This is a genomic window from Blautia sp. AM28-27 (genome assembly GCF_003480905.1).
In the GTDB taxonomy this organism is placed as follows: Bacteria; Bacillota; Clostridia; order Lachnospirales; family Lachnospiraceae; genus Fusicatenibacter; species Fusicatenibacter saccharivorans.
The window spans coordinates 30,945-56,558 of record NZ_QUJK01000005.1; the positions used below are offsets into that span (position 1 = coordinate 30,945).

At 43.8% G+C, this 25,614-nt stretch carries 16 protein-coding genes and 1 other annotated feature; of the genes, 12 read left to right on the plus strand and 4 right to left on the minus strand.

The window, feature by feature from the left end; translation table 11 throughout:
- Positions 1–49 precede the first annotated feature (49 nt).
- Positions 50–1,246 carry a tyrosine-type recombinase/integrase gene (locus tag DW743_RS09205; protein WP_050636980.1) on the plus strand — a complete coding sequence of 399 codons (1,197 nt, stop codon included), beginning with the start codon at positions 50–52 and terminating at the stop codon, positions 1,244–1,246.
- Between the two features lie 226 nt (positions 1,247–1,472).
- Here DW743_RS09205 and DW743_RS09210 read toward each other — a convergent pair whose 3' ends face one another.
- A complete protein-coding gene (locus DW743_RS09210) occupies positions 1,473–3,260 on the minus strand; it encodes an aminopeptidase P family protein (RefSeq protein ID WP_117761550.1) in 1,788 nt (595 codons plus the stop codon).
- 289 nt (positions 3,261–3,549) lie between these two features.
- Between DW743_RS09210 and DW743_RS09215 the strand changes: the two genes are divergently transcribed.
- Entirely contained in the window at positions 3,550–6,279 is a 2,730-nt protein-coding gene (locus DW743_RS09215; RefSeq protein WP_117761541.1) for a beta-mannosidase, read from the plus strand.
- A 53-nt stretch (positions 6,280–6,332) separates the two neighbouring features.
- Here the strand turns inward: DW743_RS09215 and DW743_RS09220 are convergent, their stop codons facing one another.
- A complete protein-coding gene (locus tag DW743_RS09220; RefSeq protein WP_158568562.1) occupies positions 6,333–7,214 on the minus strand; it encodes an AraC family transcriptional regulator in 882 nt (293 codons plus the stop codon).
- A gap of 133 nt (positions 7,215–7,347) precedes the next feature.
- Between DW743_RS09220 and DW743_RS09225 the strand changes: the two genes are divergently transcribed.
- The gene (locus tag DW743_RS09225) at positions 7,348–8,697 is read left to right on the plus strand and encodes an MATE family efflux transporter (RefSeq protein ID WP_117761539.1); all 1,350 of its coding nucleotides are present in this window, start codon (positions 7,348–7,350) and stop codon (positions 8,695–8,697) included.
- Positions 8,698–8,788: 91 nt separating this feature from the next.
- On the opposite strand, the gene miaB is transcribed toward DW743_RS09225, so the two are convergent.
- Together miaB and DW743_RS09235 are read right to left on the minus strand one after the other, a co-directional pair.
- A complete protein-coding gene (gene miaB, locus DW743_RS09230) occupies positions 8,789–10,273 on the minus strand; it encodes a tRNA (N6-isopentenyl adenosine(37)-C2)-methylthiotransferase MiaB (RefSeq protein WP_117761538.1) in 1,485 nt (494 codons plus the stop codon).
- Positions 10,274–10,378: 105 nt separating this feature from the next.
- Positions 10,379–11,479: an SLC13 family permease gene (locus DW743_RS09235; protein WP_117761537.1), complete on the minus strand. Its 1,101-nt coding sequence runs from the start codon at positions 11,477–11,479 to the stop codon at positions 10,379–10,381.
- Positions 11,480–11,707: 228 nt separating this feature from the next.
- Positions 11,708–11,980, plus strand: a binding site (T-box leader).
- A 114-nt stretch (positions 11,981–12,094) separates the two neighbouring features.
- Between DW743_RS09235 and DW743_RS09240 the strand changes: the two genes are divergently transcribed.
- The 9 genes from DW743_RS09240 to DW743_RS09280 all read left to right on the plus strand — a co-directional run bounded on the left by DW743_RS09240 (position 12,095) and on the right by DW743_RS09280 (position 25,506).
- Positions 12,095–12,595 (plus strand): TRAP transporter small permease, encoded by a 501-nt coding sequence (locus DW743_RS09240; RefSeq protein WP_055228267.1) that lies wholly within the window; start codon positions 12,095–12,097, stop codon positions 12,593–12,595.
- Positions 12,592–15,966, plus strand: coding sequence for a TRAP transporter large permease subunit (locus tag DW743_RS09245; RefSeq protein WP_117761536.1), 3,375 nt, complete (start codon positions 12,592–12,594; stop codon positions 15,964–15,966). Before DW743_RS09240 ends, DW743_RS09245 begins: the two co-directional genes overlap by 4 nt.
- A gap of 207 nt (positions 15,967–16,173) precedes the next feature.
- Entirely contained in the window at positions 16,174–17,568 is a 1,395-nt protein-coding gene (locus DW743_RS09250; RefSeq protein WP_147345100.1) for a hypothetical protein, read from the plus strand.
- Positions 17,569–17,733: 165 nt separating this feature from the next.
- A complete protein-coding gene (locus tag DW743_RS09255; protein ID WP_055266023.1) occupies positions 17,734–17,916 on the plus strand; it encodes a plasmid partition protein ParG in 183 nt (60 codons plus the stop codon).
- Positions 17,917–17,942: 26 nt separating this feature from the next.
- On the plus strand, positions 17,943–19,724 hold the full coding sequence (locus DW743_RS09260; RefSeq protein WP_117761534.1) for a type I restriction-modification system subunit M: 1,782 nt from the start codon (positions 17,943–17,945) through the stop codon (positions 19,722–19,724).
- Between the two features lie 2 nt (positions 19,725–19,726).
- Positions 19,727–21,034: a restriction endonuclease subunit S gene (locus tag DW743_RS09265; protein ID WP_158568561.1), complete on the plus strand. Its 1,308-nt coding sequence runs from the start codon at positions 19,727–19,729 to the stop codon at positions 21,032–21,034.
- Positions 21,035–21,037: 3 nt separating this feature from the next.
- A complete protein-coding gene (locus DW743_RS09270; protein ID WP_117761532.1) occupies positions 21,038–24,055 on the plus strand; it encodes a type I restriction endonuclease subunit R in 3,018 nt (1,005 codons plus the stop codon).
- 105 nt (positions 24,056–24,160) lie between these two features.
- Complete coding sequence (locus tag DW743_RS09275; protein ID WP_117761531.1) at positions 24,161–25,042, plus strand: hypothetical protein; 882 nt, start codon at positions 24,161–24,163, stop codon at positions 25,040–25,042.
- A gap of 257 nt (positions 25,043–25,299) precedes the next feature.
- Positions 25,300–25,506 (plus strand): AlbA family DNA-binding domain-containing protein, encoded by a 207-nt coding sequence (locus DW743_RS09280; protein WP_243004575.1) that lies wholly within the window; start codon positions 25,300–25,302, stop codon positions 25,504–25,506.
- Positions 25,507–25,614 lie beyond the last annotated feature (108 nt).

Consider the following 25,614-nt stretch of genomic DNA (forward strand, 5'->3'; position numbering starts at 1 on the left):
AAATATAAGCATATCAAGGCTCTTTCCGACACGGAAAGGAGCAAAAACAATGTCGGAGAAAAGACGTGATAATAAAAACCGCATTTTGCGTTCGGGAGAGAGCCAGAGAAAAGACGGGAGATATGCTTATAAATATACCGATACTTTTGGTAAAGTGCAATTTGTCTATGCGTGGAAGTTAGTACCTACGGACAAGACCCCAGCCGGGAAGCGTGACGACATATCCCTTAGAGAAAAAGAAAAAGAGATACGGAAAGACCTTGACGACGGGATAGACACAATCGGAAAGAAAATGACCGTCTGCGAGCTTTACGCAAAGCAGAACCGCCACCGGGGGAACGTAAGGCATAACACCACAAAGGGGCGCGAACGGCTGATGAAGCTGCTGGAAGCGGATAAACTTGGTTCCTGCCCCATTGACAGTGTGAAACTGTCCGACGCGAAAGAATGGGCGTTGCGCATGAAAGAAAAGGGAATATCCTATAAGACCATAAGCAATGACAAGCGTTCTTTGAAAGCTGCTTTTTACACAGCGATACAGGACGACTGTATAAGGAAGAACCCCTTTGACTTCCAGCTAAACACCGTGATTGAGGACGACACAGAGCCGAAAGTACCTCTCACAGCGGAACAGGAAGAAAGCCTTTTATCCTTTATGCAAGGTGATAGCGTCTATCAGAAATACCGTGACGAGGTTATCATACTGCTGGGGACAGGGCTTAGGGTTTCCGAACTCTGCGGACTAACTGAAACCGACCTTGATTTTGAAAACAGGATAATCAATGTAGACCACCAGCTTTTACGGAGCGCGGAAACAGGCTACTACATAGAGAAGCCCAAAACAGAAAGCGGTATCAGACAAATTCCAATGAGTGAAAAAGTATATGAAGCGTTGGGGCGCGTGTTGGAGAACCGCAAGGGATCGAAGCCGATCACGATTGACGGTTACAGCAATTTCCTTTTCCTCAACCGGGACGGTTGCCCGAAAACGGCGACAAGCTATGATAATATGTTCCGGGGGCTTGCGAAGAAGTACAACAAGTGCCATGAGGAAGCCTTACCCAAAGTAATGACACCTCACACCCTGCGTCATACGTTCTGCACCAACTTAGCCAATGCGGGCATGAACCCGAAAGCGTTACAGTATATTATGGGACACTCCAATATCACCATGACACTGAATTATTACGCACACGCAACTTTCGCTTCCGCAAAGGCTGAAATGGAAAGGCTGATTGCAGCATAGCCGCAGAGCAATTTACTACTTTTTTACTACCATTGAGAGGGAAAACCTAAAAGGTTATGAGGGTATATAAGAACTTCTCCCCATATCTAAAATGCCGGGAAAGCCCGAAAATACGGGCTATACCGACATATAAGAACTTCTAAAGAGATAATCTAAATTCACCAATAATTTTATACGAAAAAACGCTGCTCTGTATCATCAAAACACAGAACAGCGTTTTTGCATCTTATTTGGAAATCGTGCGGGTGGCTTCTTTCAGCCACTCTTTTTCGTCCCCTTCCAGATAAGGAGAAATCTTCTCATACACTTCTTTGTGGTAATTATTCAGCAGCTCGACATCTTTCTCCGTCATATACTGCGTATCGATACCGTCGAGGTCGATCGGAACCATGGTAACGAACTCAAAGCGCATGAACTGGCCATACATGTTCTTTTCTGCTTTGCGGCAGAGCATCAGGTTCTCGGTACGGATACCGTGGCTTCCTTCAATATAGATACCTGGTTCGTCGGAGGTCAGCATACCTTCCTCGAGAACGGCATTTTCCATGCGCTCCGGAACCATTTTCCAGCGGAAACCGTTTGGACGCTCATGGACATTTAAGAGATAGCCGACGCCGTGGCCGGTTCCGTGATTGAAGTCAAGACCTCTCTCCCAGAATGCCTGTCTTGCAAGGTAATCAAGGTTGATACCGATGCAGCCGTGGAGGAATTTTGCATTTCCAAGACGAAGGGTTCCCATCGCAGTGATGGTGAAATGTTCTTTTTCTTCCTCGGTCAGCGGTCCAACTACGATTGTTCTGGTAATATCGGTCGTTCCCTCATAATACTGTCCGCCGGAGTCCACCAGGTACATGCCTTTTGGCTGCAGAACAGAGAAATCGTCTTTCGTTGCCTGATAATGGCACATAGCAGCATTCGGGCCGTAAGCGGAAATCGTTCCGAAGCTTGGCTCAATAAAGCCTTCCTGCTCCTTCCGGAAGGATTCCAGTTTTTCAGCAACGGAAACCTCATTCATTGGGATCTTACCGATATTCTTCTTTAACCAGTATACGAAACGGGTAACGGCAACGCCGTCTTTGATGTGGGCTTTTCGGATGTTTTCCATCTCAACCGGTGTTTTGACTGCTTTTAAAGAAGAAGCCGGGTTCATGACATTGACAATCGTATTGCTGCCCATGACACTCTGGCAGATCGTGTAGTTGACTTTGGCTTTCTCCAGAAGAATGGTTTTTCCTGTGATGCCGGAAACAAAATCATAAACAGCATCGTATGGATGAAGGGAAATGTCAAGATCAGCAAGATACTGTTTTACTTTCTCATTTAAGGTTTCTTCCTGAATGAACAGATGACTCTCGGTTTCTGTCAGTACGAGATAGGAGAGGACAACCGGGTTGCATGGAATATCGTTTCCACGGATATTCAGCATCCAGGCGATATCATCCAGTGCAGTCAGAATATGCACTTCGGCACCGTTCTCTTTCATCTTTTCGCGTACTTTTGCAAGACGCTCCGCAGCGGATTCACCGGTATATTTTGCATCAAGGATCCACACGGGTTCTGCGGAAAGTGCCGGGCGGTCCGACCAGATCTCACCGATCAGGTCGCTTCGATAGGAAAGAAAACGCTCCGGAAGTGTTTTCTCCAGTGCTTCGCCGAGCATTTCATTGACAACGCGGCCGTCAAAACCAATGGTCATGCCCTCTTTTGTATTTGCCGCCAGGTATTCCTCTACCGTCGGAACGCCTTCCTGGCCCATTTTCATTAAGGTAACGCCGGTTCCGGCAAGTTCTTTGGCTGCTTGTACGAAGTAGCGGCCGTCGGTCCAGAGGCACGCTTCATCCTGGGTAATAACGGCGGTTCCGGCAGAACCGGTAAAGCCTGTGATATACGTTCTTGCTTTAAAGTAAGTTCCTACATATTCAGATTCATGGTAATCGGCGGTCGGAACCAGATAAGCGTCCACGCCGTAGGCTCTCATTTTTTCGCGGAGAGCAGCTAATCTTTCTGGTATCATAATTTTTTCCTCATCTTTCTTTTCGAAAAATAATGTCGACATTTTTAAATGGGATGCCAACATTTTTATTCTATCACATTTTCCAAATCTGTCAAAGTGATGATTGAGAATTTGTCTCACTGTTTTCCTGTTTTTGCGAAAATTTTTGTGCATTTGGAGATTTTTCCTATTTTTCAAGAGCTTTTTTGTACCATTTTCTGCACAAAAGAAGTAAGATAGGAAGAAAGAAAAAGCGTGGTGAAACTACGCGAAGAAGCAGAAACTATGTAAGAAAGGGGGACATACTGTAATGCATACAATATGTCTGAAAGACAACTGGACCTTAACGGTCCTTGGAAAAAATGTTTACGATATTCCAGAGACTCCAATTGAGACAAAGGTTCCGTCTACCGTTTACGGCACACTTCTGGAAAAAGGTCTGATCCCGGATCCGTTTTATCGTGACAATGAACTCGACGCACTGAAACTGATGGAGAATGATTTCGCATACGAGACAGAAATCGTGATCGGAGAGGAAGACAGAAAAGCGGACCGCCTGTTTTTACATTTTGACGGAATTGATACGATCGCGGATGTTTATCTGAACGGAGAGAAAATCGGCTCCGCAGACAACATGAACCGTGTCTGGGAGTACGATATTACCGATCTTGTTGCAGGTGATGCAGCCGATACCGTATATCAGGTAAAAGTGATTCTGCATTCCCCGACCAAATTCATTGCGGAAGAAGATACAAAATGCCCGGTTGGCGGATCCTCCGATGCAATGCCGGGATTCCCGCATATCCGTAAAGCAGCGTGCATGTACGGCTGGGACTGGGGCCCGCGTCTTCCAGATGCAGGACTGTTCCGTGAAGCTTCCGTTCTCGCAGTAAAAACAGCCCGTCTGGCGCAGGTATTTGTAGGCCAGGAGCATCACGTAACCGGAAAAACGGTTCACGGAAACGTTGTTGATTCTGTTCGCCTGACGGCAGATGCTGAGATCGAGTGGATGCCGGGAGTTACCGACGGAAATGTAAAAATTGTCATGACGGTTACTTCTCCGGATGGAAAAACCGTTCTGACAGCAGAAAGCGGCAGCATCGATCCGCTGACCCATTCAGCACCATCAAAAAATCTGACCGGTCTTACATGTGAGCTTCGCAGCAACCGTGTACAGGCTTCTCTTACCGTAGAAAATCCGGAGCTGTGGTGGCCGAACGGTTACGGCGCACAGGCACTGTATCAGGTAAAGGTAGCGCTTGTTGCAGAGGATACCCTGGATACCTGGGAGAAGAAAATGGGTCTTCGCACCATCACGGTCAATACCGATCCGATGGAAGATGAAGTTTATGATGAGCACATGACCGGACAGGCACCAGATTACGACGACGGCGACAACATGGTTATGACAAACGGTGAAAAGAAAATCATCATCACCGATAAAGCAGCAAAGACAGTAAAAGGCCGCAACTTTGCATATGAAATCAACGGACTGCAGATTTTCGCGATGGGCGCGGATTACATTCCGGAGGATAATATTTTAACCCGCCAGACGAGAGAACGTACCGATCTGCTGTTAAAATCTGCACAGGAAGCAAACTTCAATTCCCTGCGTATATGGGGCGGCGGATACTTCCTCGATGACTTCTTCTATGATGTCTGCGATGAGAGAGGACTTCTGATCTGGCATGACTTCATGTTTGCCTGCGCTTCCTATGAGCTGTCAGATCATTTTGAGGAGAATATCTCCACAGAAATCCGTCAGAATGTACGCAGACTTCGTTCTCATGCAAGCATTGCTCTGTGGTGCGGAAACAATGAGATGGAGACACAGTATGAAATGCTGGCATGGCCGAAATCCAAGAAACAGTATTACGATTATATCCATCTGTATGAGTACATCATTCCGAAAATCGTCAAAGAAGAGGATCCGGAGAAATTCTACTGGCCGTCATCCCCGTCTTCAGGTGGAAATTACGAAAACAGCAATGCGGAAAATGTCGGCGATACCCATTACTGGGGCGTATGGCACGGAAGCGAGCCGTTTACCGCTTATCGTTCCCACCATTACCGTTTCCTGTCCGAGTTCGGATTCCAGTCCTTCCCGTCCCTGCAGACTGTAAAACGGTTTACGGAAGACGGCGACCGCAACATCTTCTCACGCGTCATGGAAATGCACCAGAGAAATACGGCTGCCAACGGAAAGATCCTGAACTATATCTCACAGACCTATCTGTATCCGAAGAATTTCGATGAGCTTCTTTACTGCTCACAGCTTCTTCAGGCAGATGCCATCCGTTACGGCGTAGAGCATTTCCGCCGCTTCCGTGGTACCTGCATGGGTGCTGTTGTATGGCAGCTGAACGATATCTGGCCGGTAGCATCCTGGGCAAGCGTCGATTACTACGGAAACTGGAAAGCCCTGCAGTACGCAGAGAAGAAGATGTTCGCACCGGTTCTGCTTTCCTGTGAGGAGCATGGAGAGATCGATCAGAAACCGTTTGTCAACACCCTGCCGCATCCAATCGATGTCAGTGCAGACCTTCACGTTGCGAATGAGACGGGTGAGCCGATTGTTGGAACCGTAAAATGGTCTCTGCGCCGTCCGGATTCTTCCGTAGTCAAAGAGGGAACCTTCGAGGTCAACGCACCGGCCTACGGCGGACAGTGGATGCCGCATCTTGATTTCAACGGTCAGGATCCGCTGGAAGTTCATCTGACGTATGAGCTGGTTGTCGATGGAAACGTCGTATCTTCCGGATCGACGCTGTTCTGTGCACCGAAGCATTACCATTTCGCAGATCCGAAACTTTCTGTATCGGTAGACGGCGATACCGTAACTGTAACGGCAGAGAACTTCGCAAAATCTGTCAGCGTAGAGACCGAAAACGGTGTGCTTCGCCTGGACGATAACTTCGTTGATATGGAAGCAGGAACAAAGACCTTCCGTATTCTGCCGACCGCAGACTTCACCGCCAAGGGAACCGGCGTATCGGGCGCATATCGCGTACGAAGCGTATACGAGACAGCAGCACGATAAGGCATGGAAAAGGGCACGCAAAATGAATGCGTGCCCTTTTCTGAAAAATAACGTTATTTATTTTTTTCTGCCTGGATTTTTCTGGCCTGTTTCGGTGTGATTCCTTTTATTTTTTTATAACACCGGATGAAATAGCTGCAGTCCGGATAGCCGACTTCTCTGGCAATAAAAGAAACATCGTGACTGGAAAAAAGCAGCATGTTTTCTGCCGCATTGATTCGGGTTGCCGTAATATATTCTTTGCAGGTCATATTGTAGCGGCGGTAAAAATTCATGGAAAATGTGGAGTGCGACATGTTGCACATGGCGGCAAGTTTCTCTACGGTCAGTTCTTCAAAATAATGGGAATCAATGTATTCGGAAATCAGGTCAAAACTGATTTCGTAGGAAGGATGCACGCCGGGAGACGGAAAAGAAGTCCCGCTTTTTTGCCAGTTCCGTACAAAACGGCTGATGATTTTCCGAAGATCCGCTGTAAGAATCATGGAATAGCCAAGCTCTTTATCCCGGTATTCCTTAAGAATATCCGAAAAAAGAGGAAAAAGGTCCATTTTCTGTACCTGCTCCGGAGAAAAAATACAGGGGCAGCGGAACGTGTGGAGGCCGTGCAGAATCGAACGCAGATCCAGCTCATCCGTCTTGCAGGTGGGCAGAAGATTGGGGTCAAATTTAATCACATCATACTGCACCGGAACAGACCCCTTTGCAAGCGCGATGGAATGAACGCATTTGGGCGGAAAAAGGATCACAGATCCTTCCGTTCCGATGGATGTCACATTATCAAGGGAAACCTCAATTTCTCCTTTCAGAACGTAGAGAAGTTCTACATAATAGTGCCAGTGAGCAGGAATCGGAAGGGAGTCCCGCGTGCTGTCAAAAAGAAAAGCCTCATAAGGAGAGGCGATGGGGTCGATATATTCATATAAGTTATTCATAGATGTCTCACTTTTCGTTCGTAGTGGATGTTCCATACTGACTGTGGATGGAAACAAACTTCTTTTAGTATATAGTGATTTTATATGATTTGCAAGAAGGAATGAAGAAAGGAAAGGTTACAAGATTATCATCATGCAAAAAACAACAAATAATATGACGCAGGGCAACAGCATGAAGCTGATTTTTCAGTTTTTCCTGCCAATATTGATTGGAAATCTTTTTCAGCAGCTTTACAGCTTTGTGGATTCCATGGTCGTCGGAAAGGGAATCGGCGATGTGGCTCTGGCGGCGGTTGGAAATACCAGTTCGGTGCATTTTCTGATTCTCGGCTTTGCCATGGGACTGACCGGAGGACTCGGGATCTGCATTTCCCACTCCTTTGGAGCGAATGATATCGAAAAACTGCGGAAAGAAATTGCGATGTCGGTTTATATCTGCCTTGCCATTGGAATTGTAATTACGGTGGGCAGTCTGTTTTGGATGCGCCGTCTGTTTGTTTTTCTCCAGACACCGGAGGATATGATGACAGACACTCTGGTTTATTTTGGAACCATTCTGGCGGGCAGTACCGTTACCATTTTTAATAACTTTGCCATGACGCTGCTCCGGTCCGTCGGAAACAGTAAAGTGCCGCTGGCTTCTATGATCGTTTCGTCGGTGGTCAATATTGTGCTGGATCTTCTATTTGTATTTCCGTTTGGCATGGGCGTGTTTGGAGCGGCGCTTGCAACGGTCCTGGCGCAGGTAGTTTCTGCCCTTTACTGTCTGGTATATATCCGGCGCGCCGCAGAACTGCTTCCGCGGAAAACAGACTGGAGGGCAGATGGTGTACTTCTTGGCGCACTCGTTGGAAAAGGCCTGCCGGTAGCTGTGATGAATTCTGTAACTGCGGTGGGCGGTATGGTCCTTCAGGTTTTTGTCAATCAGATGGGAACGGCTTATGTCGCAGCTTATGCTGCATGTATGAAGGTGTGCGGTCTGTTCGAGCAGCCGGGTATAACACTTGGACTTGCACTTCTGACTTTTACAGGACAAAATTATGGAGCCGGAAAATACGACCGGATCAAACAGGGAGTCAGGGCAGGTGTCGTGCTTTCTGTCCTTGTCAATCTTCCTTTTGCAGCACTGGAAATTTTCTGCCCGAAGCTTCTAGCATCCCTGATGCTGAATGATGCGACAGTCATTTCCTATACCTGTATCTTTCTGCCGGTTACCGGAGTTGCCCTGTTCGCCCTTGGCTGGCTGTTTGTCTTCCGAAACGCCTGCCAGGGAATGGGAAAAACAGTTCTGCCGATGGTGTCCGGGATTGTGGAGGTTGCCATGCGCGTCATGGTTGTGCTGCTTTTAGCACCGCGCCTTGCGTTCCGCGGAGTGGCATTCGCAGAAATTTCCGCATGGGTCGGAGCTGGAGTTATGCTTATGATTACCTACTTTTTTTATCAGAGGCGGCTCTCCGGGAAAACTCCAGATGTGAGAGGATAAAAGGAGAAGTTATATATAAAAACCCTGCCTGCACAGCTTTGTAACATAGTCTTTTCAAAGACTGAAAAACTGTGCGGGCAGGGTCTTTTGGTTAAACAAGCGTTCCCATATAGTAGAAGCCGCGGCATTCGTCCAGGGAAACGTTCCGCAGCGTTCCGATCATCGAAGCATCTCCCGGGAAATGAACCAGCGTATTGTTGCTCATACGGCCGGTGACAAGAGAAGCGTCCTGCTCATTGATACTTTCCACCAGAACTTCCTGTACGGTATGAAGATGTCTTGCGGTTACCTCGCGGGAAATTTCCTGGACCTCGGCAAGAAGACGGTCAAAACGGTCTTTTACAACATCCGCCGGGATCTGGTCTTCCATGGCAGCTGCCGGTGTTCCGGTTCTTCTGGAATACTGGAAGGTAAACGCGCTGTCGTAACGAACGCGGCGGACCACATCCAGTGTTTCCAGAAAATCTTCTTCGGTCTCACCAGGGAAACCAACGATAATATCTGTTGTCAGAGAAATATCCGGCACTTTTGCGCGGATTCGGTCTACCAGGTCAAGATACTGCTCTTTGGTATAACGGCGGTTCATCAGTTTTAAGATACGGCTGCTTCCGGACTGGAGCGGAAGATGAAGATGGAGGCAGACCTTCTCGCAGTCGCGCATTGCATCGATCAGTTCTTCCGAGAGATCCTTCGGATGTGAGGTCATGAAACGGATGCGTTTCAGCCCTTCAATCTGATTTGCCTTGCGCAGAAGCTGTGCAAACGTCATCGGCTCCTCGAGATTCTTTCCGTAGGAATTGACATTCTGACCAAGCAGCATAATTTCAACAACGCCGTCTGCAACGAGGCGTTTGATCTCTGCGATGATTTCCTCCGGCTTCCGGCTGCGTTCGCGGCCGCGCACATACGGTACGATACAGTAGCTGCAGAAGTTATTGCAACCGAACATAATATTAACACCCGACTTGAACGGATATTTGCGGTCAACCGGGAGATTTTCCACGATTTTATCGGTATCTTTCCAGATATCGATCACCATGCGGTCCTCTGTCATACAGCGGACAAGATACTCGGCAAAGCGGTAGATATTATGCGTTCCGAAAATCAGGTTGACGAAATGGTAGCTTTTTTTGAGTTTTTCGACAACAAGCGGCTCCTGCATCATGCATCCGCAGAGGGAAATAATCATGCCCGGATTTTTCTTTTTGTACTTGCCAAGCTGTCCAAGACGACCGTAGACACGCAGATTTGCGTTTTCACGGACGGTACAGGTGTTGTAAACAACAAAATCGGCATCTTCGGTCTCCACAATGTGGTAGCCGACGGTTTCCAGAATTCCTTCCAGTTTTTCGGAATCGCGGGCGTTCATCTGGCAGCCGAAGGTTGTGATGCAGGCAGTCAGATACTCTTTTCCGTTTTGTTTTGCACGCTCCGGTACGAGCTGCTGTTTTAAAAGTGCCATAAAGTAATACTGCCGCTGCGGTTCTGTCTCCGGCGCCGGAACAGTAATGTCAACATTTGCAAGATCAATGCCGGAAACCTCGGCATCTGGAACGTTTCTGAGATCTATCTTCATAAATGAAACCCTTTCTTTTTCAATATAAAATGCTAAGTACAGTAATCATGAGACGGTATAAAATGCCGTGAAAAAAGACCCGTATAGCCGGATCTTCTTTTTATTTTAGCGTATCTGATACAAAATAGCAAGAAAAACAAGATTGAAAACAGTAAAAATCAGGATATATTTTTTGCGGCAGGAAGCGTCTGCGGCCGTAATCTGGCGATAGGAGATCAGGCTTGCCATAGATGCAATTAAAGTCCCGAGGCCGCCGAGGTTGGTTCCTACAATCAGTTCCGGGATTTCTTTTGTATATCCGGAAAGCAGCATGGCGGCAGGAACATTGCTGATGATCTGGCTTGTGAGGACGGAAAGAAGCCGTTCGTGTCCGGTAATCATCTGTTCCAGATAAATACGAAGCGCTGCCATTTGTTTCATGTTTCCAATAAAAAGAAAGAAAAACACAAAAGTGAACAAAAGAGAGTAGTCTGCTCTGCGGTAAAGGCTGCGGTTCACCAGGCAGATCCCGGCAATCGTGATCAGAAGCAGAATACTATGCGGGAGAAGTTTGGCAACCGTAAGAATACAGCAGAAAAAAAGAGCTGCAAAAACTACGATTTGCCGCGGATGAGTAATCGCTTTTTTCTCCAGGGAAACGGAAATTTTCTTTCCGGAGAAAAACAGAAAAATGCAGATCAGAAAAAGAACTGCAGCACCCAGAGTATAGGGCAGCATCATAAGCAGAAACTGCAAAAGGGAAAGTCCGGAAAGCGAATACAGATAAAGATTCTGCGGATTGCCGATAGGAGTAAACATACTGCCAAGGTTTGCAGCCATGGTCATAAAGGTGACAAGAAGTATTTTTTTCTGCTCCATATGGCACATTCGCAGAAGCAGAATGCCAAACGGAACAAAGGTAATCAGAGCGACATCATTGGTAATCAGCATGCTGCAGAAAAAGCACAGGGAAATCAGAAGCAGAGCAACCATCCGTTCTGAGTTTACATGCCGGAGAAGACTGGTGCCAAGCCAGTCAAATACGCCACATTCCCGCAGGCCCGCGACAATCAGCATCAGACAGAACAGCAGGATCAGAGTATGAAAATCCAGATAGCCAAGATACTGTGGACCGGGAGGACAGAAAAAGAAGGAAAGCACTGCAAGAAAAAAAGAGACGGTAAGCACTGCATCTTTTTGAAAAAAGGAAATCAGTTTTTTTATCATAAAAATCATCCTTTCATGAATAAGCAGGACTGATGTTGGAAGATCGAGATGAAAAATCAGGCTGCATATTTCGGATACCGCAGATTATTATATAAAAGATATGGAAAAGATGCAAGAAAAAGGTCCGAAACCGAAAAAAATGCGGTTTTTCAAAAAATCGACAAATTTTTCCAACCAATTCTTGACAATCAACAAAAATCGCGTTAAAATTGCTTCTGTCGTGTAAAACCAAATTCTGAGAAAAGAAAAAGTAAATGCAGACAAATCGTTTTCAGAGAGCTGCCGGAAAGGTGCGAGACAGCAACGAATCTGGATTGAAAATCATCTTGGAGAAGGAAAGCCCAACGAATCGGCCGTGTATCGTACTATGTGCCGGAATTCCAGTAGGTTTTCACGGGAGTTTCCCGTTACAGAAACCGCGTATGCTTGTGCGTTGTATTCGTGCTTGTTTCAAAGAAGAGACAAGGGTGGTTGCGGGAAAAGAACAGTTCCGTCCCTCGTTGAGGGGCGGATTTTTTTGTTTGTCAGCTGCAAATTCACCCCGGTAATACAGCCTGGCAAAGAATAGATCCTGCTGGAACATTGTACCTGACAGCGGGAAAAGGGAGGAAACATATGAAAGTGTACAAAAAAATCATGAATGGACTGGCATTTGTTGAGAAACTGGTTCTCGTGCTGTCCACGATCCTGATTGTTGTGCTTACGGTGGGAAACGTTCTTTCCCGTAAGGTACTGCATCAGTCCTGGTCATTTACCGAAGAGCTTGTCGTTGCGGTATTTGTCCTGATTACACTTCTCGCAGCAGCGCTTGCTGCCCGTGACGGAGAACTGGTCAATCTTTCTTTGCTGCCGGACCGTCTTTCTGCGAAGGCGAGAAGAATCCTGCTGGTTGTCAACACAGCATTTAGTGTTGCCTTTACCGTAGTTCTGTTTAAATACGGCATGGACAAGGTACTGACCCAGCTTGCCAACGGAAAGAGAACGTTCGTTTTAAACTGGCCGGAATGGATTTTCTGGTCTTTCGTACCGATCGGCGCAGCCTGCATGACGCTGCACATGATCGAATATCTGATTGATACATTCGTAAAAGCAAAAGAGGAGGGACAGAAAAAATGATCAGTGCAATTCTTTTTCTTTCATTCTTTGTTTTTCTGATCCTTGGTATCCCGATTGGCATCTGCCTTGGTCTGTCTTCGATCTGCGCGATCCTGTACTCCGGTACATCCCTGACCATCGTAGCAACCAATATGTATTCCGGTATCAGTAAATTTTTGCTCCTTGCCATTCCGTTCTTTGTATTGTCCGGAAACATTATGGCAAAAGCGGGCATTTCCAAACGACTGATTCGTTTCGTCGACACCTGCGTCGGCCATAAAAAAGGCGGTATCGCCATCGTATGCGTTATCGTAGCCTGCTTCTTTGGTGCGATTTCCGGTTCCGGTCCGGCAACCGTAGCAGCACTTGGTATGGTTCTGATCCCTGCCATGATTGAGCGAGGCGGATTTTCTGCTCCGTTTTCCACGGCCCTGATGGCGACGTCAAGTTCGATTGCGATCGTCATACCGCCGAGTATTGCATTCGTTGTTTATGCATCCATCACAGGCGTATCCATTGCCGATATGTTCACAGCAGGTATTTTTCCTGGTATTCTGATGGGTGTGGCCCTTGTCATCGTTGTTCTTCTGGAGGCAAAGAAACACAACATTCAGCCGACCCAGAAAAAAGCAACAGTCAAAGAAAGATGGGATGCTTTTAAAGATGCTTTCTGGGGATTCTTAATGCCGGTCATCATCCTTGGCGGTATCTATGGAAGTGTTTTCACCCCGACCGAGGCAGCTGCCGTTTCCGTTGTATACGGTCTGTTTGTCGGAATCTTTATTTATAAAGAGATCAAACTGAAAGACCTGTGGGATCTGATGGTAGATTCTGCCAAAACAACCGGTGGAATTATGCTGATCGTCGCAAGTGCTTCTCTGTTCTCCTTTGTCTGCACAAAGTTTGGTATTGCGCAGGCAGCATCGGATCTTCTTGGAAGCGTTGCTCATAACCAGTTTGTATTCCTTCTGATTGTCAATATCATTTTCCTGCTTGCAGGATGCTTTATCGATGCAAACTCTGCCATGTATATTTTCATCCCGATTATGCTTCCGGTCTGTAAAGCCCTTGGCTATGACCTGGTAGCATTCGGTATCGTGGCAACCGTCAACCTGGCCATCGGACAGGTAACTCCACCGGTTGGTGTCAACCTGTTTGTTGCCATTTCCGTAAAACTGAAAAAAGGAATGGAAGTTACCATTCAGCAGATTTCCAAAGCCGTTATGCCAATGATCGCAGCATCGGTAGCAGTTCTGCTTCTGATTACGTATGTTCCGCAGATTTCCACGTTCCTTCCAAAAGCACTGGCAAAAGACGGAGCTTATACCGGAACGGTAGCTGCAGCAACGAATTCCGATACTTCCAGTGGCGATGGTGCGGATGGCAGCACAGCAGGAAATTCCTCCGGCAATGAGGATTACAATGATATCGCTGATTACAGTGACCTTGGATGGGAAGAGCAGACCTGGAACTTTACCTGCTCCACCACCGAGAACAGTACCTGGGCAGAAGGCGGACGCAAGTTCGGCGAGCTCATGGAAAAAGCAACCGGCGGCAAGATCAAAGTCAATGTATACGCCGCAGACCAGCTGACCAACGGAAACCAGTCCGAGGGAATCCAGGCACTGATGAACGGAGACCCGGTACAGATTTCGATGCACAGCAACCTGATTTACTCTGCGTTTGACCCGAGATTTAACGTCGTATCTCTTCCGTTCCTGTTTGATTCCGTAGAAGATGCGGATGCAAAACTGGACGGCGAGGCAGGCGAAAAATTAAAAGCAATCCTCGATGAGTACGGCCTGCACTGCATGGGAATCGCCGAGAACGGTTTCCGCCAGCTGACCAACAGCAAGCAGGAAGTAAAAACCGTCGATGATATGAAAAACCTGAAAATCCGTGTCGCAGGAAGTAACCTGCTGATGGAGTGTTACAAACGCTGGGGCGCCGATGCGACCAACATGAACTGGTCCGAGACCTACACCGCCCTGCAGCAGAAAACCGTGGAAGGCCAGGAGAATCCGCTGCCGGCTATCGACGCAGCCAGCGTACAGGAAGTACAGCCGTACTGCTCGATGTGGAATGCAATTTATGACTGCCTGTTCTTCTGTATTAACGGAGATATCTATAACAACCTGACCCCGGAGCAGCAGAAAGTTGTCGATGAGGCCGGACAGAAAGCCGTCGATTACGAACGTGCCATCAACCGTGCCGGTGACGATGAGATTATGGACCGCTGGCAGAACGAGAACGGTGTCAAGATCACAAAATACGAAGATATGGACATCGATTCCTTTAAACAGGCGGTAGACGGTGTGGATGCGTGGTATCAGAACGAGCTGGAAAGCCAGGGATATGATGATGCAAAAGACCTGATCGAAGTCTTTACAAAGAAAGATACTTCTTCTGCAGGCACATATGATGTAGAAGACAGAAGCGATCTCGACTGGCCGGAGCAGACCTGGAACTTCACCTGCTCCACGACAGAAACCAGTACTTGGGCAGAAGGCGGCCGGAAGTTTGGAGAACTGATCGAAAAAGCAACCGGCGGCAAGATCAAAGTCAACGTATACGCTGCAGACCAGCTGACCAATGGAAACCAGTCCGAGGGTATCCAGGCACTGATCGATGGAGATCCGGTACAGATTTCCATGCACAGCAACCTGATTTACTCTGCATTTGATCCGAGATTTAACGTCGTATCCCTTCCCTTCCTGTTTGATTCCGTAGAAGATGCGGATGCCAAACTGGACGGCGAGGCAGGCGAAAAATTAAAAGAGATCCTCGATGAGTACGGCCTGCACTGCATGGGAATCGCTGAGAACGGTTTCCGTCAGCTGACCAACAGCAAGCAGGAAGTAAAAACCGTCGATGATATGAAAAACCTGAAAATCCGTGTGGCAGGAAGCAACCTGCTGATGGAATGCTACAAACGCTGGGGCGCCGATGCCACCAACATGAACTGGTCCGAGACCTACACGGCCCTGCAGCAGAAAACCGTAGAAGGCCAGGAAAATCCGCTCCCGGCTATCGATGCAGCCAGCGTACAGGAAGTACAGCCGTACTGCTCGATGTGGAATGCAATTTATGACTGTCTGTTCTTCTGCATCAACGGAGATATTTACGACAGCATGACTCCGGAGCAGCAGGAAGTAATCGATGAGTGCGGACGTCTTGCAACACAGTACGAGCGTGAAATCAACCGCGCCGGTGATGATGAAATCATGAACCGCTGGCAGAATGAAAATGGTGTTACCATTACCAATTATGAGGATATGGACATTGATTCGTTCAAACAGGCAGTAGACGGCGTAGACGAGTGGTATCAGAAAGAACTGGAAGGCCAGGGATATGATGATGCCAAAGAGCTGATTGATACGTTTACAAAATAGGCAGCTTCGTGAACATCTTTATAAGATTTGCTGAGTTTGCCTGAAAAAATAATGTAACAAACTACATATTTGGTAGAAAATAAAAATCCATCCATGACTTGGAGGTCTCTGGTGAGACTGCTTCCGGGCGTGGGTGGATTTTTTTATTTGAGTTTTCCAGGAAAACAGGTATACTGGATGGTATCAGAAAACGGGAGAGTTGGAGCAATGAAACAGAAAAAAGAACGGGAAAAAGAAATCAGCCAATGGCCATGGATTTCCATGCTGCCGTTCGGAATCCTGGCGGGATACTGGGGAGATAAGGAAGTGCGGATCACGGCAATTTCGGAATATGGCTTTCAGACCCGCCTTGCGGCACCGGCCACAGTTGAGCAGAAAAACGCACCGTGGGAACTGGCATTTTATGATCAGAAAACGGCATCCTACCAGCGGATTCTTCTTCGTGATGCGACTTTTCTGCAGGAAAAAGAGGAAGATTTTGATGTTGTTTATACCTTCACTACGGAACAGGAAGATTATCGAAATGCGGTACAGCACCTTGCCCTGCAATACAGCCAGTATATCCGGTGGAAAATGGAGGACGATGATGCCGCCCTGGCAGAGCATATGACAGGATATCCTGCGGAGCAGGACGCGTTTCATCTGGAAAGCCTGGAAGAGCAGAAGAAGGTATGGTTCTCCGGAATCGGAAAGGAAACATTTGTGACATTGCAAAATGGCTTTGTGGGATCCGGGCAGCCCGGGCAGCCGGTCGAGCTGGCACTCGAACTGGACCGGCCGGAATGGTATACGGCGTATCTTTCGATGGAAAGTGCGGTGTTTTTTGATGCTTATTTTCGGAAAAACCAGATTCCAGATCCGCCGATTTTTCACCCAGACCGGCTCTATATAGGAAATGCTTTCTGCCCGCATCTGGCACCAAAAGAAGAGGAACTGTTCGCACTGATGGATAAAGCCTGCCGGGAGTCGTTTGCAGTTACACTGGTCTTTCCTTTCCTGCTGGAAGAAAATCTGTCGGAAACGCAAGCACGTCTGCAGCATCTTGCCAGATGGTGTGAACAAGAGAACAAAACCATCGAGATTGTCGTAAATGACTGGGGAACGGCCCATCTGGCAGCTCAGTTTCCGGTGTTTTCCCTCTGCCTCGGCGTGCTGCTCAACAAGCGGAAAAAAGATCCGAGGATGGCCTATAAGCTGGGAGAACGTATACTGTTTGAACAAAACAGCGTTCATGCGGCGTTTTACCAGGAATATTTAAAAGAAGAATTTCGGATGGAACGGTATGAATGGGAGAGCTGCGGCGATACCAGTACCGGGAAGTTCCCGGAAGGGAAAAACAGTCTTCATCTTCCCTTTTATCAGACCAATACCTCGCAGTATTGTCCAATGTATGCAACGTGTGTCGAAGGAAGCCGAGGAGCCCAAGTGCCGGTGCGGAAGTGTCCCAGATTCTGTGAAGAACAGGCGTTTTTGTATCCGGAGCATTTGCGGATTGTGGGGAGGTATAATTCGTTGTTTGGGGTGGATTTGGATGTGTGGAAAAGAATGGAGGAAATGTTGAAGCTGCGTGGAGTGGATCGGGTGGTGGTGAATTTGTTATAGAAGAAAATAAAAACAAACGAGACGACTTATTTATATGGATTTACATAGACATGCGCTCGGATAATATGATTTATCGGTTTTGAAATAATCTTCCTTGAGTGTCTGATGAAATCATGATAGTATGAAATCATAAATAAATGATTTCGCTGAGAAAGGAAATTTTTGATGATAAATAAGAATAATATGGTGGAGCAGGCTACACCACAACAGAAGAAAGTACCAATACAGTTTTACTTAACAGAGGATATGAAAAAACGTTTGAAAATGTATTGTGTTGCAAACGATACAAATATGAAAGATGTGTTGGTCGATATATTAGATAAATTTTTAAAGTCTGAGGGATTTTAGAGGAAAGTGGAAAAGGAGAAAACACAATGGCGAATAGTGATGAGTTAATTACAAGCGTTGGTAAAAATTCTAATGATACAGCAGCTCTTGTATGGTCTGTTGCAGATGACCTTGTAGGTGCATACAAACCACATGAATATGGTCTTGTTATCCTGCCTATGACAGTAATCAAGCGTTTTCATGATTGCTTACTGCCAACACATCAGGCGGTTCTTGATACATACAAAAAAGTAGAAAAGCTGGCTGTAAAAGATGGTTTTCTGCGTAAAGCATCAGGCTATCAGTTTTACAATACAAGTCCATTTACGTTCAAGACATTGATTGCTGACCCTGAAAACATTGTAGATAATTTCAAGGCGTATCTGAATGGATTTTCCGACAATGTACAGGATATTCTTGCACGTATGGATTTTGATTCTCAGATTAAGCACATGGAAGAAGCAGGTCTTCTGTATCAGGTAATCTCTGATTTTTGTACAGATAAGGGTGATTTTTCTCCTGAGAAAATTAGTGCGGTTGATATGGGATATGTGTTTGAAAATCTTGTTCGTAGATTTTCTGAATCTTATAACGAAGAAGCCGGAGCACATTTCACAAGCCGTGACATCATCTATCTTATGAGTGACCTTCTTGTAGCTGGCGATGAATCAGCATTTACAGGTGATGGCATTTCAAAGACAGTCTATGATATGACGATGGGAACATCTCAGATGCTTACCTGTATGGAAGAAAGATTGAAACAGATGGATGCGGATGCGGACGTTACTGTATTCGGTCAGGAGTTCAATCCGTTTACATTCGGTATTGCAAAGGCTGATATGCTTATTCGTGGTGGAGACCCTAACAATATGCAGTTCGGTGATACCTTATCTGATGACAAGTTCAGCGGATATAAGTTTGACTATATTATCAGCAATCCGCCGTTTGGTATTCCTTGGAAACGTGAGGAAAAGGAAGTAACGGCTGAATATAAGAAAGGTACAGCCGGAAGATTCGCACCGGGACTGCCAGCAAAAGGTGACGGACAGCTTTTATTTATGCTGAATGGTCTTGCAAAGTTAAAAGATGATGGTCAGATGGCAATAATCCAGAATGGTTCATCTTTGTTTAATGGTGATGCTGGTTCTGGTCCTTCTGAGATTCGTAGATATCTTATTGAAAATGATTGGTTGGATGCCATCGTGCAGTTGCCTAATAATGCATTTTATAATACAGGCATTGCGACATACATTTGGATTGTGATGAAGAATAAGCCAGCGATACATCAGGGTAAAGTACAGCTGATTGATGCATCAGGGTGTGCATCTAGCAGACGTAAAAATATCGGTTCAAAGAATGTCGATATCTCAAAAGCTTGTAGAGATTTGATTATTGAAGCGTATGGTGCGTATGTAGATGGTACATATAATGGTGTAGATGAAAATGACAATACAATCATTGTAAAGAGTAAGGTCATGGATGCTATAGACCTTGGCTATAACAAGATTGTAGTGGAAACACCGCAGTTCGATGATGATGGAAATATTATCATGAAGAAAAAGAAACCTGTAGCAGATACATCGAAACGTGATACAGAAAATGTACCATTAGCAGAGGATATTGATGCATACTTTGAGCGAGAAGTAATTCCGTATAATCCACATGCTTGGATTGATAAAGCCAAAACAAAGGTCGGATATGAGATTCCGTTTACCAGAACATTTTACGAATACAAGCAGATTGAACCATCAGACGTGATTGCAGCGCGTATTGAGAAACATGAAAAGAGCCTGATGGCAAAACTGCATGATTTGTTCGGGGGTGAATGATTATGGGAACTGTAATTAGACTTGAAAATGAAATGAAAGATAGTGGGATTGATTGGTATGGTTTAATGCCAGCAAATTGGGAAATTAAACCAATTTATGCAAGCTTAGATGAAATCAATCAAAAAAATAATCCGATTATTACTACAAATATTCTTTCGTTGACCAATACAGATGGTGTTATTCCTTATTCAGAAAGAGGAAATCAAGGTAATAAGTCGAAAGAAAATTATGAAGAATATAAAGTTGTATATCAAAATACAATTGTTGCTAACAGTATGAATATTTTGATTGGTTCAGTCGGTTTATCAATGTATGAAGGGTGTGTGAGTCCAGTATATTATGTATATTGTGCTAAATCTAATGTAGATATTCGTTATATGAATTATCTTTTTCAGATGGAGCAATTTCAAAAAAAATTGAGACAGTTTGCAAATGGTATTTTGGAGATTCGTTTGCGTGTGTCTTCTCATGATATTCTTCATCAGAAAGTAGCTATGCCACGTTTATCTGAACAGCAAACTATTGCTGATTATTTGGATGAAAAATGTTCTAAAATTGATAATATTATTGCAGAAGCGAACGCAAGTATTGAAGAATATAAGGAACTGAAACAGACTGTAATTTTTGAAGCTGTTACAAAAGGTCTTGATAAAAATGTTGAGATGAAGGATAGTGAAAACTTAATTATTGGAAAAATTCCAAAACATTGGAATATGGCGAAGGTTAAAAATGTTGCGACTAGAATAACGGTTGGTGTTGTAGTTACACCTGCTAGTTATTTTGATGATAAAGGAACTGTTGCTTTTTTACGAGGGATTAATGTTAAGGAGTATGTTATTAATTCTGAACCAATGGTGTATATTACCGAAGAAACAAATGAAGAACTTTCTAAGACAATTGTTCACACAAATGATTTAGTGATTGTCCGAGATGGTGCAATAGGCGTTACGGCTGTTGTACCTAAAGAATATGATGGTTCAAATGTGGTTTCAATGATTATCGTTTCCACAATAGATGAATATAATTCTGATTTTTTGTGTTATGTTTTAAACTCGTATGTAGGGAAGATACAGTTTGATTTAACAAGAATTGGGTCAGCATTATCACATACGAGTGTTTTTTCAGTTTCTAATATCGAAATTCCAAAACCTTGTATTGACGAGCAAAATGAAATTGTAAAACAATTAAAAAAGCAACATGAAAAATTAGATTCCCTCATTGCTGAAAAAGAATCTCTTATCAAAGACCTTGAATCATATAAAAAATCATTGATTTATGAAGTAGTTACAGGAAAAAGAAGGGTGGTATAACCTATGGCTGAAAACGAAAAACAGTTTGAATCCAATATCGAAGCCTTTTTAATCTCGCCTGATGGTGGATATGAAAAGGCAACAGATGCTGGATATACTGCATCTTCCGATATGGCGTTGGATATTCATACATTGGTTGGGTTTGTAAAAGCAACCCAGCCAATCATGTGGCAGCGTTTTGAGAAACAGTGTAATTCTGACCCATACAGGAAGTTTTATAAATGTTTTGAAGATGCCGTACAGATGGATGGTCTGCTGTCCGTCATGCGACATGGTTTTAAACATCGTGGAATGGATTTTAAGGTTTGTTATTTCAAGCCGGAATCCACTCTTAATGATGTTGCTGTAAAAAGATATGAGCAGAATGTGTGTCAGTGTATCAGACAATGGCACTATTCGCAGCAGAACAACAATTCAGTTGATATGATGCTTGCAATCAATGGTATTCCAGTGGTTGCGATTGAATTAAAAAATCAGCTGACAGGTCAGACTGTGGACAATGCAAAATTACAGTGGCAGTATGACAGAGACCAGAGGGAACCTGCTTTCTGGTTGAATCATCGTATTCTTGCTTATTTTGCAGTAGACCTTTACGAAGCATGGATGACCACGGAATTAAAAGGTACTGATACATATTTCTTGCCATTCAATCAGGGTTCTAACGGTGCAGGAAACGACGGTGGTGCAGGAAATCCGCAGGCAGAAGATGATAATTATGTGACATCTTATATCTGGGAAAATGTATTACAGAAAGACAGCTTGCTTGATATTATTCAGAAGTTCATCAGTTTCGAGGTGAAGACCGAAAAGAAAGATGGAAAGAATGTTACAAAGAAACGTCTGATTTTCCCTAGATTTCATCAGTTGGATGTAGTGCGTAAACTGATTGCGGATGTGCGTGAGAACGGTTCAGGGAACAATTATCTGATTCAGCACTCAGCAGGTTCGGGAAAGTCAAATTCTATTGCATGGACAGCGTATCGTCTTGCATCTTTGCATAATGATGATAATGAGCCTGTATTTACATCGGTTGTTATCGTCACCGATAGACGTAATCTGGATGCACAGTTACAGGAAACAATTACGGGATTTGACCATACGCTCGGCAGTGTATGCGCGATTGATGAAAAGAAATCTTCTAAGGATTTAAGGGATGCTTTGAATGCCGGAAAGAGAATCATTGTAACAACATTGCAGAAATTCCCGGTCATTTATGAAGAAGTGGATGATACAACAGATAAGCGATTTGCGATTATCGTGGATGAAGCACATTCTTCACAGACTGGTTCCTCTGCAATGAAATTGAAAGCTGCACTTGCAGATGTGTCGGATGCTCTGAAAGAGTATGCGGAACTGGAAGGTAAAGCCGAAGATGAATTGTTGGATGATAATGAACGTTTGGTGCGTGAAATGATTGCTCATGGAAGACATAAGAATCTTTCATTTTTTGCATTTACAGCAACACCAAAAGGTGCAACATTAGAGATGTTCGGTACAGAATGGAATGACGGTTCATATCATCCATTCCATGTATATTCGATGCGTCAGGCGATTGAAGAAGGATTTATTTTGGATGTTCTTCAGAACTATACAACGTACAGAACGTGCTATCAGATTGCGAAGAACACAAAGGATAATCCTGATGTTCCGCAGTCAAAGGCATTGAAGACAATCAAGAAATACGAAGAACTGCATCCGTATAACATTCAGCAGAAATCAGCAATCATTGTTGAAACATTCCGTAATGTGACGAAGCAGAAAATCAAAGGTAAAGGAAAGATGATGGTTGTAACATCGTCAAGACTTGCCGCTGTTCGATATTATCATGAGATTAAGAACTATTTGGAATCAAATGGTTATAACGATGTGGAAATTTTGGCTGCATTTTCTGGTTCTATCAAAGACCCGGATGATAAAAGAGATATTGAATGGACAGAAAGTAAGCTGAATGGTGTGAATGAGTCACAGACGAAACAGGTATTTCATGACGAAGGAAATATTCTGATTGTAGCTGAGAAATATCAGACTGGATTTGATGAACCATTGCTTCATACAATGATTGTTGATAAGAAACTGCGTGGTGTAAAAGCAGTTCAGACATTGAGCAGATTGAACCGTACACATCCAGATAAACAGGATACGTTCATCATTGATTTTGTAAATTCAAAAGAAGATATTTTGAAAGCATTTCAGCCGTTTTATCAGGAGACATCACTTGCTCAGGAAATCAACACTGACTTGATTTACAAAACACAGAAGATGTTGCGTGAATTTAAAATTTACGATGATTCTGATATTGAAAATGTAAACAAAATTTATTTTGATGAAGATAAGCGTAAAGCCAATAAAATTCAGGCAGCAATTACGAATGCTCTTTTACCGATACAGCGGAAATATAATGATTTGAATCAGGAACAGAGATACCAGTTCCGTAAACTTTGCAGAACATTTGTAAAATGGTATGAATATATTACGCAAATTATCCGTATGTTTGATAAGCAAATGCATGATGAATACATTTTCTGTTCTTATTTGGCAAAGGTTGTACCCGCTGATCCCCAAATTCCGTTTGACCTTGGTGATAGAGTAAAACTTAAGTATTATAATCTTGAGAAAACATACGAAGGTTCTATCGGGCTTGTAAAGGAAGAAAAGGGTGTTTATAAAACTGCTAAATTAAAGAAGCCTGTAAAAATGACAGAGACACTTAGTCCATTGGAGCAGGTCATTGAAAAGATTAATCAGCAGTATATGGGTAATTTTACAGATGGTGATAAGGTTGTAATAACTGCATTGCATCAGAAATTGAAAAACAATAAGAAGCTGATAAAAGCTGCAAAGACAGATGGTCGTCAGATTTTTGAAAAGAATATTTTCCCACAGTTGTTCGATGATGCAGCACAGGAAGCATATGTTGAGAGTACGGAAACATATACGAAGTTATTTGAGGATGCCGGAAAATATCATGCTATCATGGGTGCATTAGCTCAGGCAATGTTTGACGAAATGAAGAATGAATAATAATTTGAGAAGATGGCGGCAAATAGAATGATGCGTGAATCTTATATTGATTTGCAGGTGTTATTTTATTTGTCGTTCTTAATGATTTGAAAGAAGGTGTTGGATATGCTGGGTACAGAATTAATAGATAAATACCGCGACAAATTATCATCACCTGATTGTACAGATGATGATAAACATTCTGCCTTATTATTTGCTTTACAGATACCTAGCATCTGTAGCCGAATTGAATATCCGGCAGATAAATATACTGAGTTTTACCAGGAAAATGGTAGACCTATTGATAATAAGCTTTATAAATATTGGATTAGAAATCATAAAGGCAAATTTGAAACATTATGGCGTTTAATTATGAGTGTTGATGAACTTGCAGAAAGAATTTATGGTTTACGAAATCAGTTGACACATGAAGGGTATATCGTTGGAAAAACAACGAAATTCTATTTTACTGATGATTCGGATAAATCCATATTTGTTGATGAGATATTAATCATTTCCATTAAGTCATTTTGTGAAATATTTTTTGATATTGCATATGATGTTTTCAAACAGAATAGAATTGAAATTTCTCCGATGTCTAGTTTGACATTAGAATCTAAAGATGTTGACAACATTTTGAATGATATTTGTAAAACATATCGTGAATTTTGGAAGACACATACGACTTTAGATAATGAATTATTTATGCTTTATGATATGGTTTTTAAGTATGATTCAGATTTATGTGACAATGCAGATGATTTTTTTGCAAAAAATCCTGATAGTGTTTATGTAATTAAGAATTTTGATATGAAATATTCGCAGGTTAATGTTGATAATGAACTGTTTTGGGAAAGAGAAATAGATGTTCCATTTGGAGAAAACAATAAGCTGCACCGTATTGATTGCCATATTACAAAAAGTCAGTATGAGCGTATGAAACAGATACGCGATGATATGGCTGATTTTGAATCGCAACACAGATTTGATATTCGTAAATATCTCTGATAAATTATTCTGTATCAGGACTGTAAAAGAATACTTTTACGCATGACATTTATTAGGTCTGTGACCGCATTGGAGTCTGACCTCTTACGAACTGTAGCAGAATTAAGAAAATGATAAAAAGCGATTAGTTCATTTGAAAAATGGGGGAGAATATGAATATAAAGGATTGGTGAGACAACAGAATATGATAAAAAATTTCATTAGAAGTAAAGAAACCAAAAAGCTGGTGTAAAAGTGTCAGTGTATTTGCGAATACATTGGGTGGAGCGTTAATCTTTGGAATATCTGATGACGAACAAATTGTAGGGCTTGGAAATCCTCAGGGGGATGCTGAAAAAGATAAGGAAATCATTAAAACGAGGTTGACTCCCATTCCGGAGTTTCGGCTTAGATTTGAGCAGGTGAATGGCAAGATATTAATTATTCTGGATATTTTTAAAGGCGAGGAGACAGGTTGGCCATAAGAAGCGTGCAATGGCTGCCAGCGAATCTGGAGCTGACATAAGATTAAACGCGCAATAGCGAAAGGGTAGGTTTCGACTGCATACGTTTATACAGCTGGATTTTTTTGA

Excerpts from the sequence above, each read along its gene's own strand:
- DW743_RS09205 (WP_050636980.1), top strand. The coding sequence starts at position 50 with ATGTCGGAGAAAAGACGTGATAATAAAAACCGCATTTTGCGTTCGGGA.
- DW743_RS09210 (WP_117761550.1), bottom strand. The coding sequence starts at position 3,260 with ATGATACCAGAAAGATTAGCTGCTCTCCGCGAAAAAATGAGAGCCTAC.
- DW743_RS09215 (WP_117761541.1), top strand. The coding sequence starts at position 3,550 with ATGCATACAATATGTCTGAAAGACAACTGGACCTTAACGGTCCTTGGA.
- DW743_RS09220 (WP_158568562.1), bottom strand. The coding sequence starts at position 7,214 with ATGAATAACTTATATGAATATATCGACCCCATCGCCTCTCCTTATGAG.
- DW743_RS09225 (WP_117761539.1), top strand. The coding sequence starts at position 7,348 with ATGCAAAAAACAACAAATAATATGACGCAGGGCAACAGCATGAAGCTG.
- miaB (WP_117761538.1), bottom strand. The coding sequence starts at position 10,273 with ATGAAGATAGATCTCAGAAACGTTCCAGATGCCGAGGTTTCCGGCATT.
- DW743_RS09235 (WP_117761537.1), bottom strand. The coding sequence starts at position 11,479 with ATGATAAAAAAACTGATTTCCTTTTTTCAAAAAGATGCAGTGCTTACC.
- DW743_RS09240 (WP_055228267.1), top strand. The coding sequence starts at position 12,095 with ATGAAAGTGTACAAAAAAATCATGAATGGACTGGCATTTGTTGAGAAA.
- DW743_RS09245 (WP_117761536.1), top strand. The coding sequence starts at position 12,592 with ATGATCAGTGCAATTCTTTTTCTTTCATTCTTTGTTTTTCTGATCCTT.
- DW743_RS09250 (WP_147345100.1), top strand. The coding sequence starts at position 16,174 with ATGAAACAGAAAAAAGAACGGGAAAAAGAAATCAGCCAATGGCCATGG.
- DW743_RS09255 (WP_055266023.1), top strand. The coding sequence starts at position 17,734 with ATGATAAATAAGAATAATATGGTGGAGCAGGCTACACCACAACAGAAG.
- DW743_RS09260 (WP_117761534.1), top strand. The coding sequence starts at position 17,943 with ATGGCGAATAGTGATGAGTTAATTACAAGCGTTGGTAAAAATTCTAAT.
- DW743_RS09265 (WP_158568561.1), top strand. The coding sequence starts at position 19,727 with ATGGGAACTGTAATTAGACTTGAAAATGAAATGAAAGATAGTGGGATT.
- DW743_RS09270 (WP_117761532.1), top strand. The coding sequence starts at position 21,038 with ATGGCTGAAAACGAAAAACAGTTTGAATCCAATATCGAAGCCTTTTTA.
- DW743_RS09275 (WP_117761531.1), top strand. The coding sequence starts at position 24,161 with ATGCTGGGTACAGAATTAATAGATAAATACCGCGACAAATTATCATCA.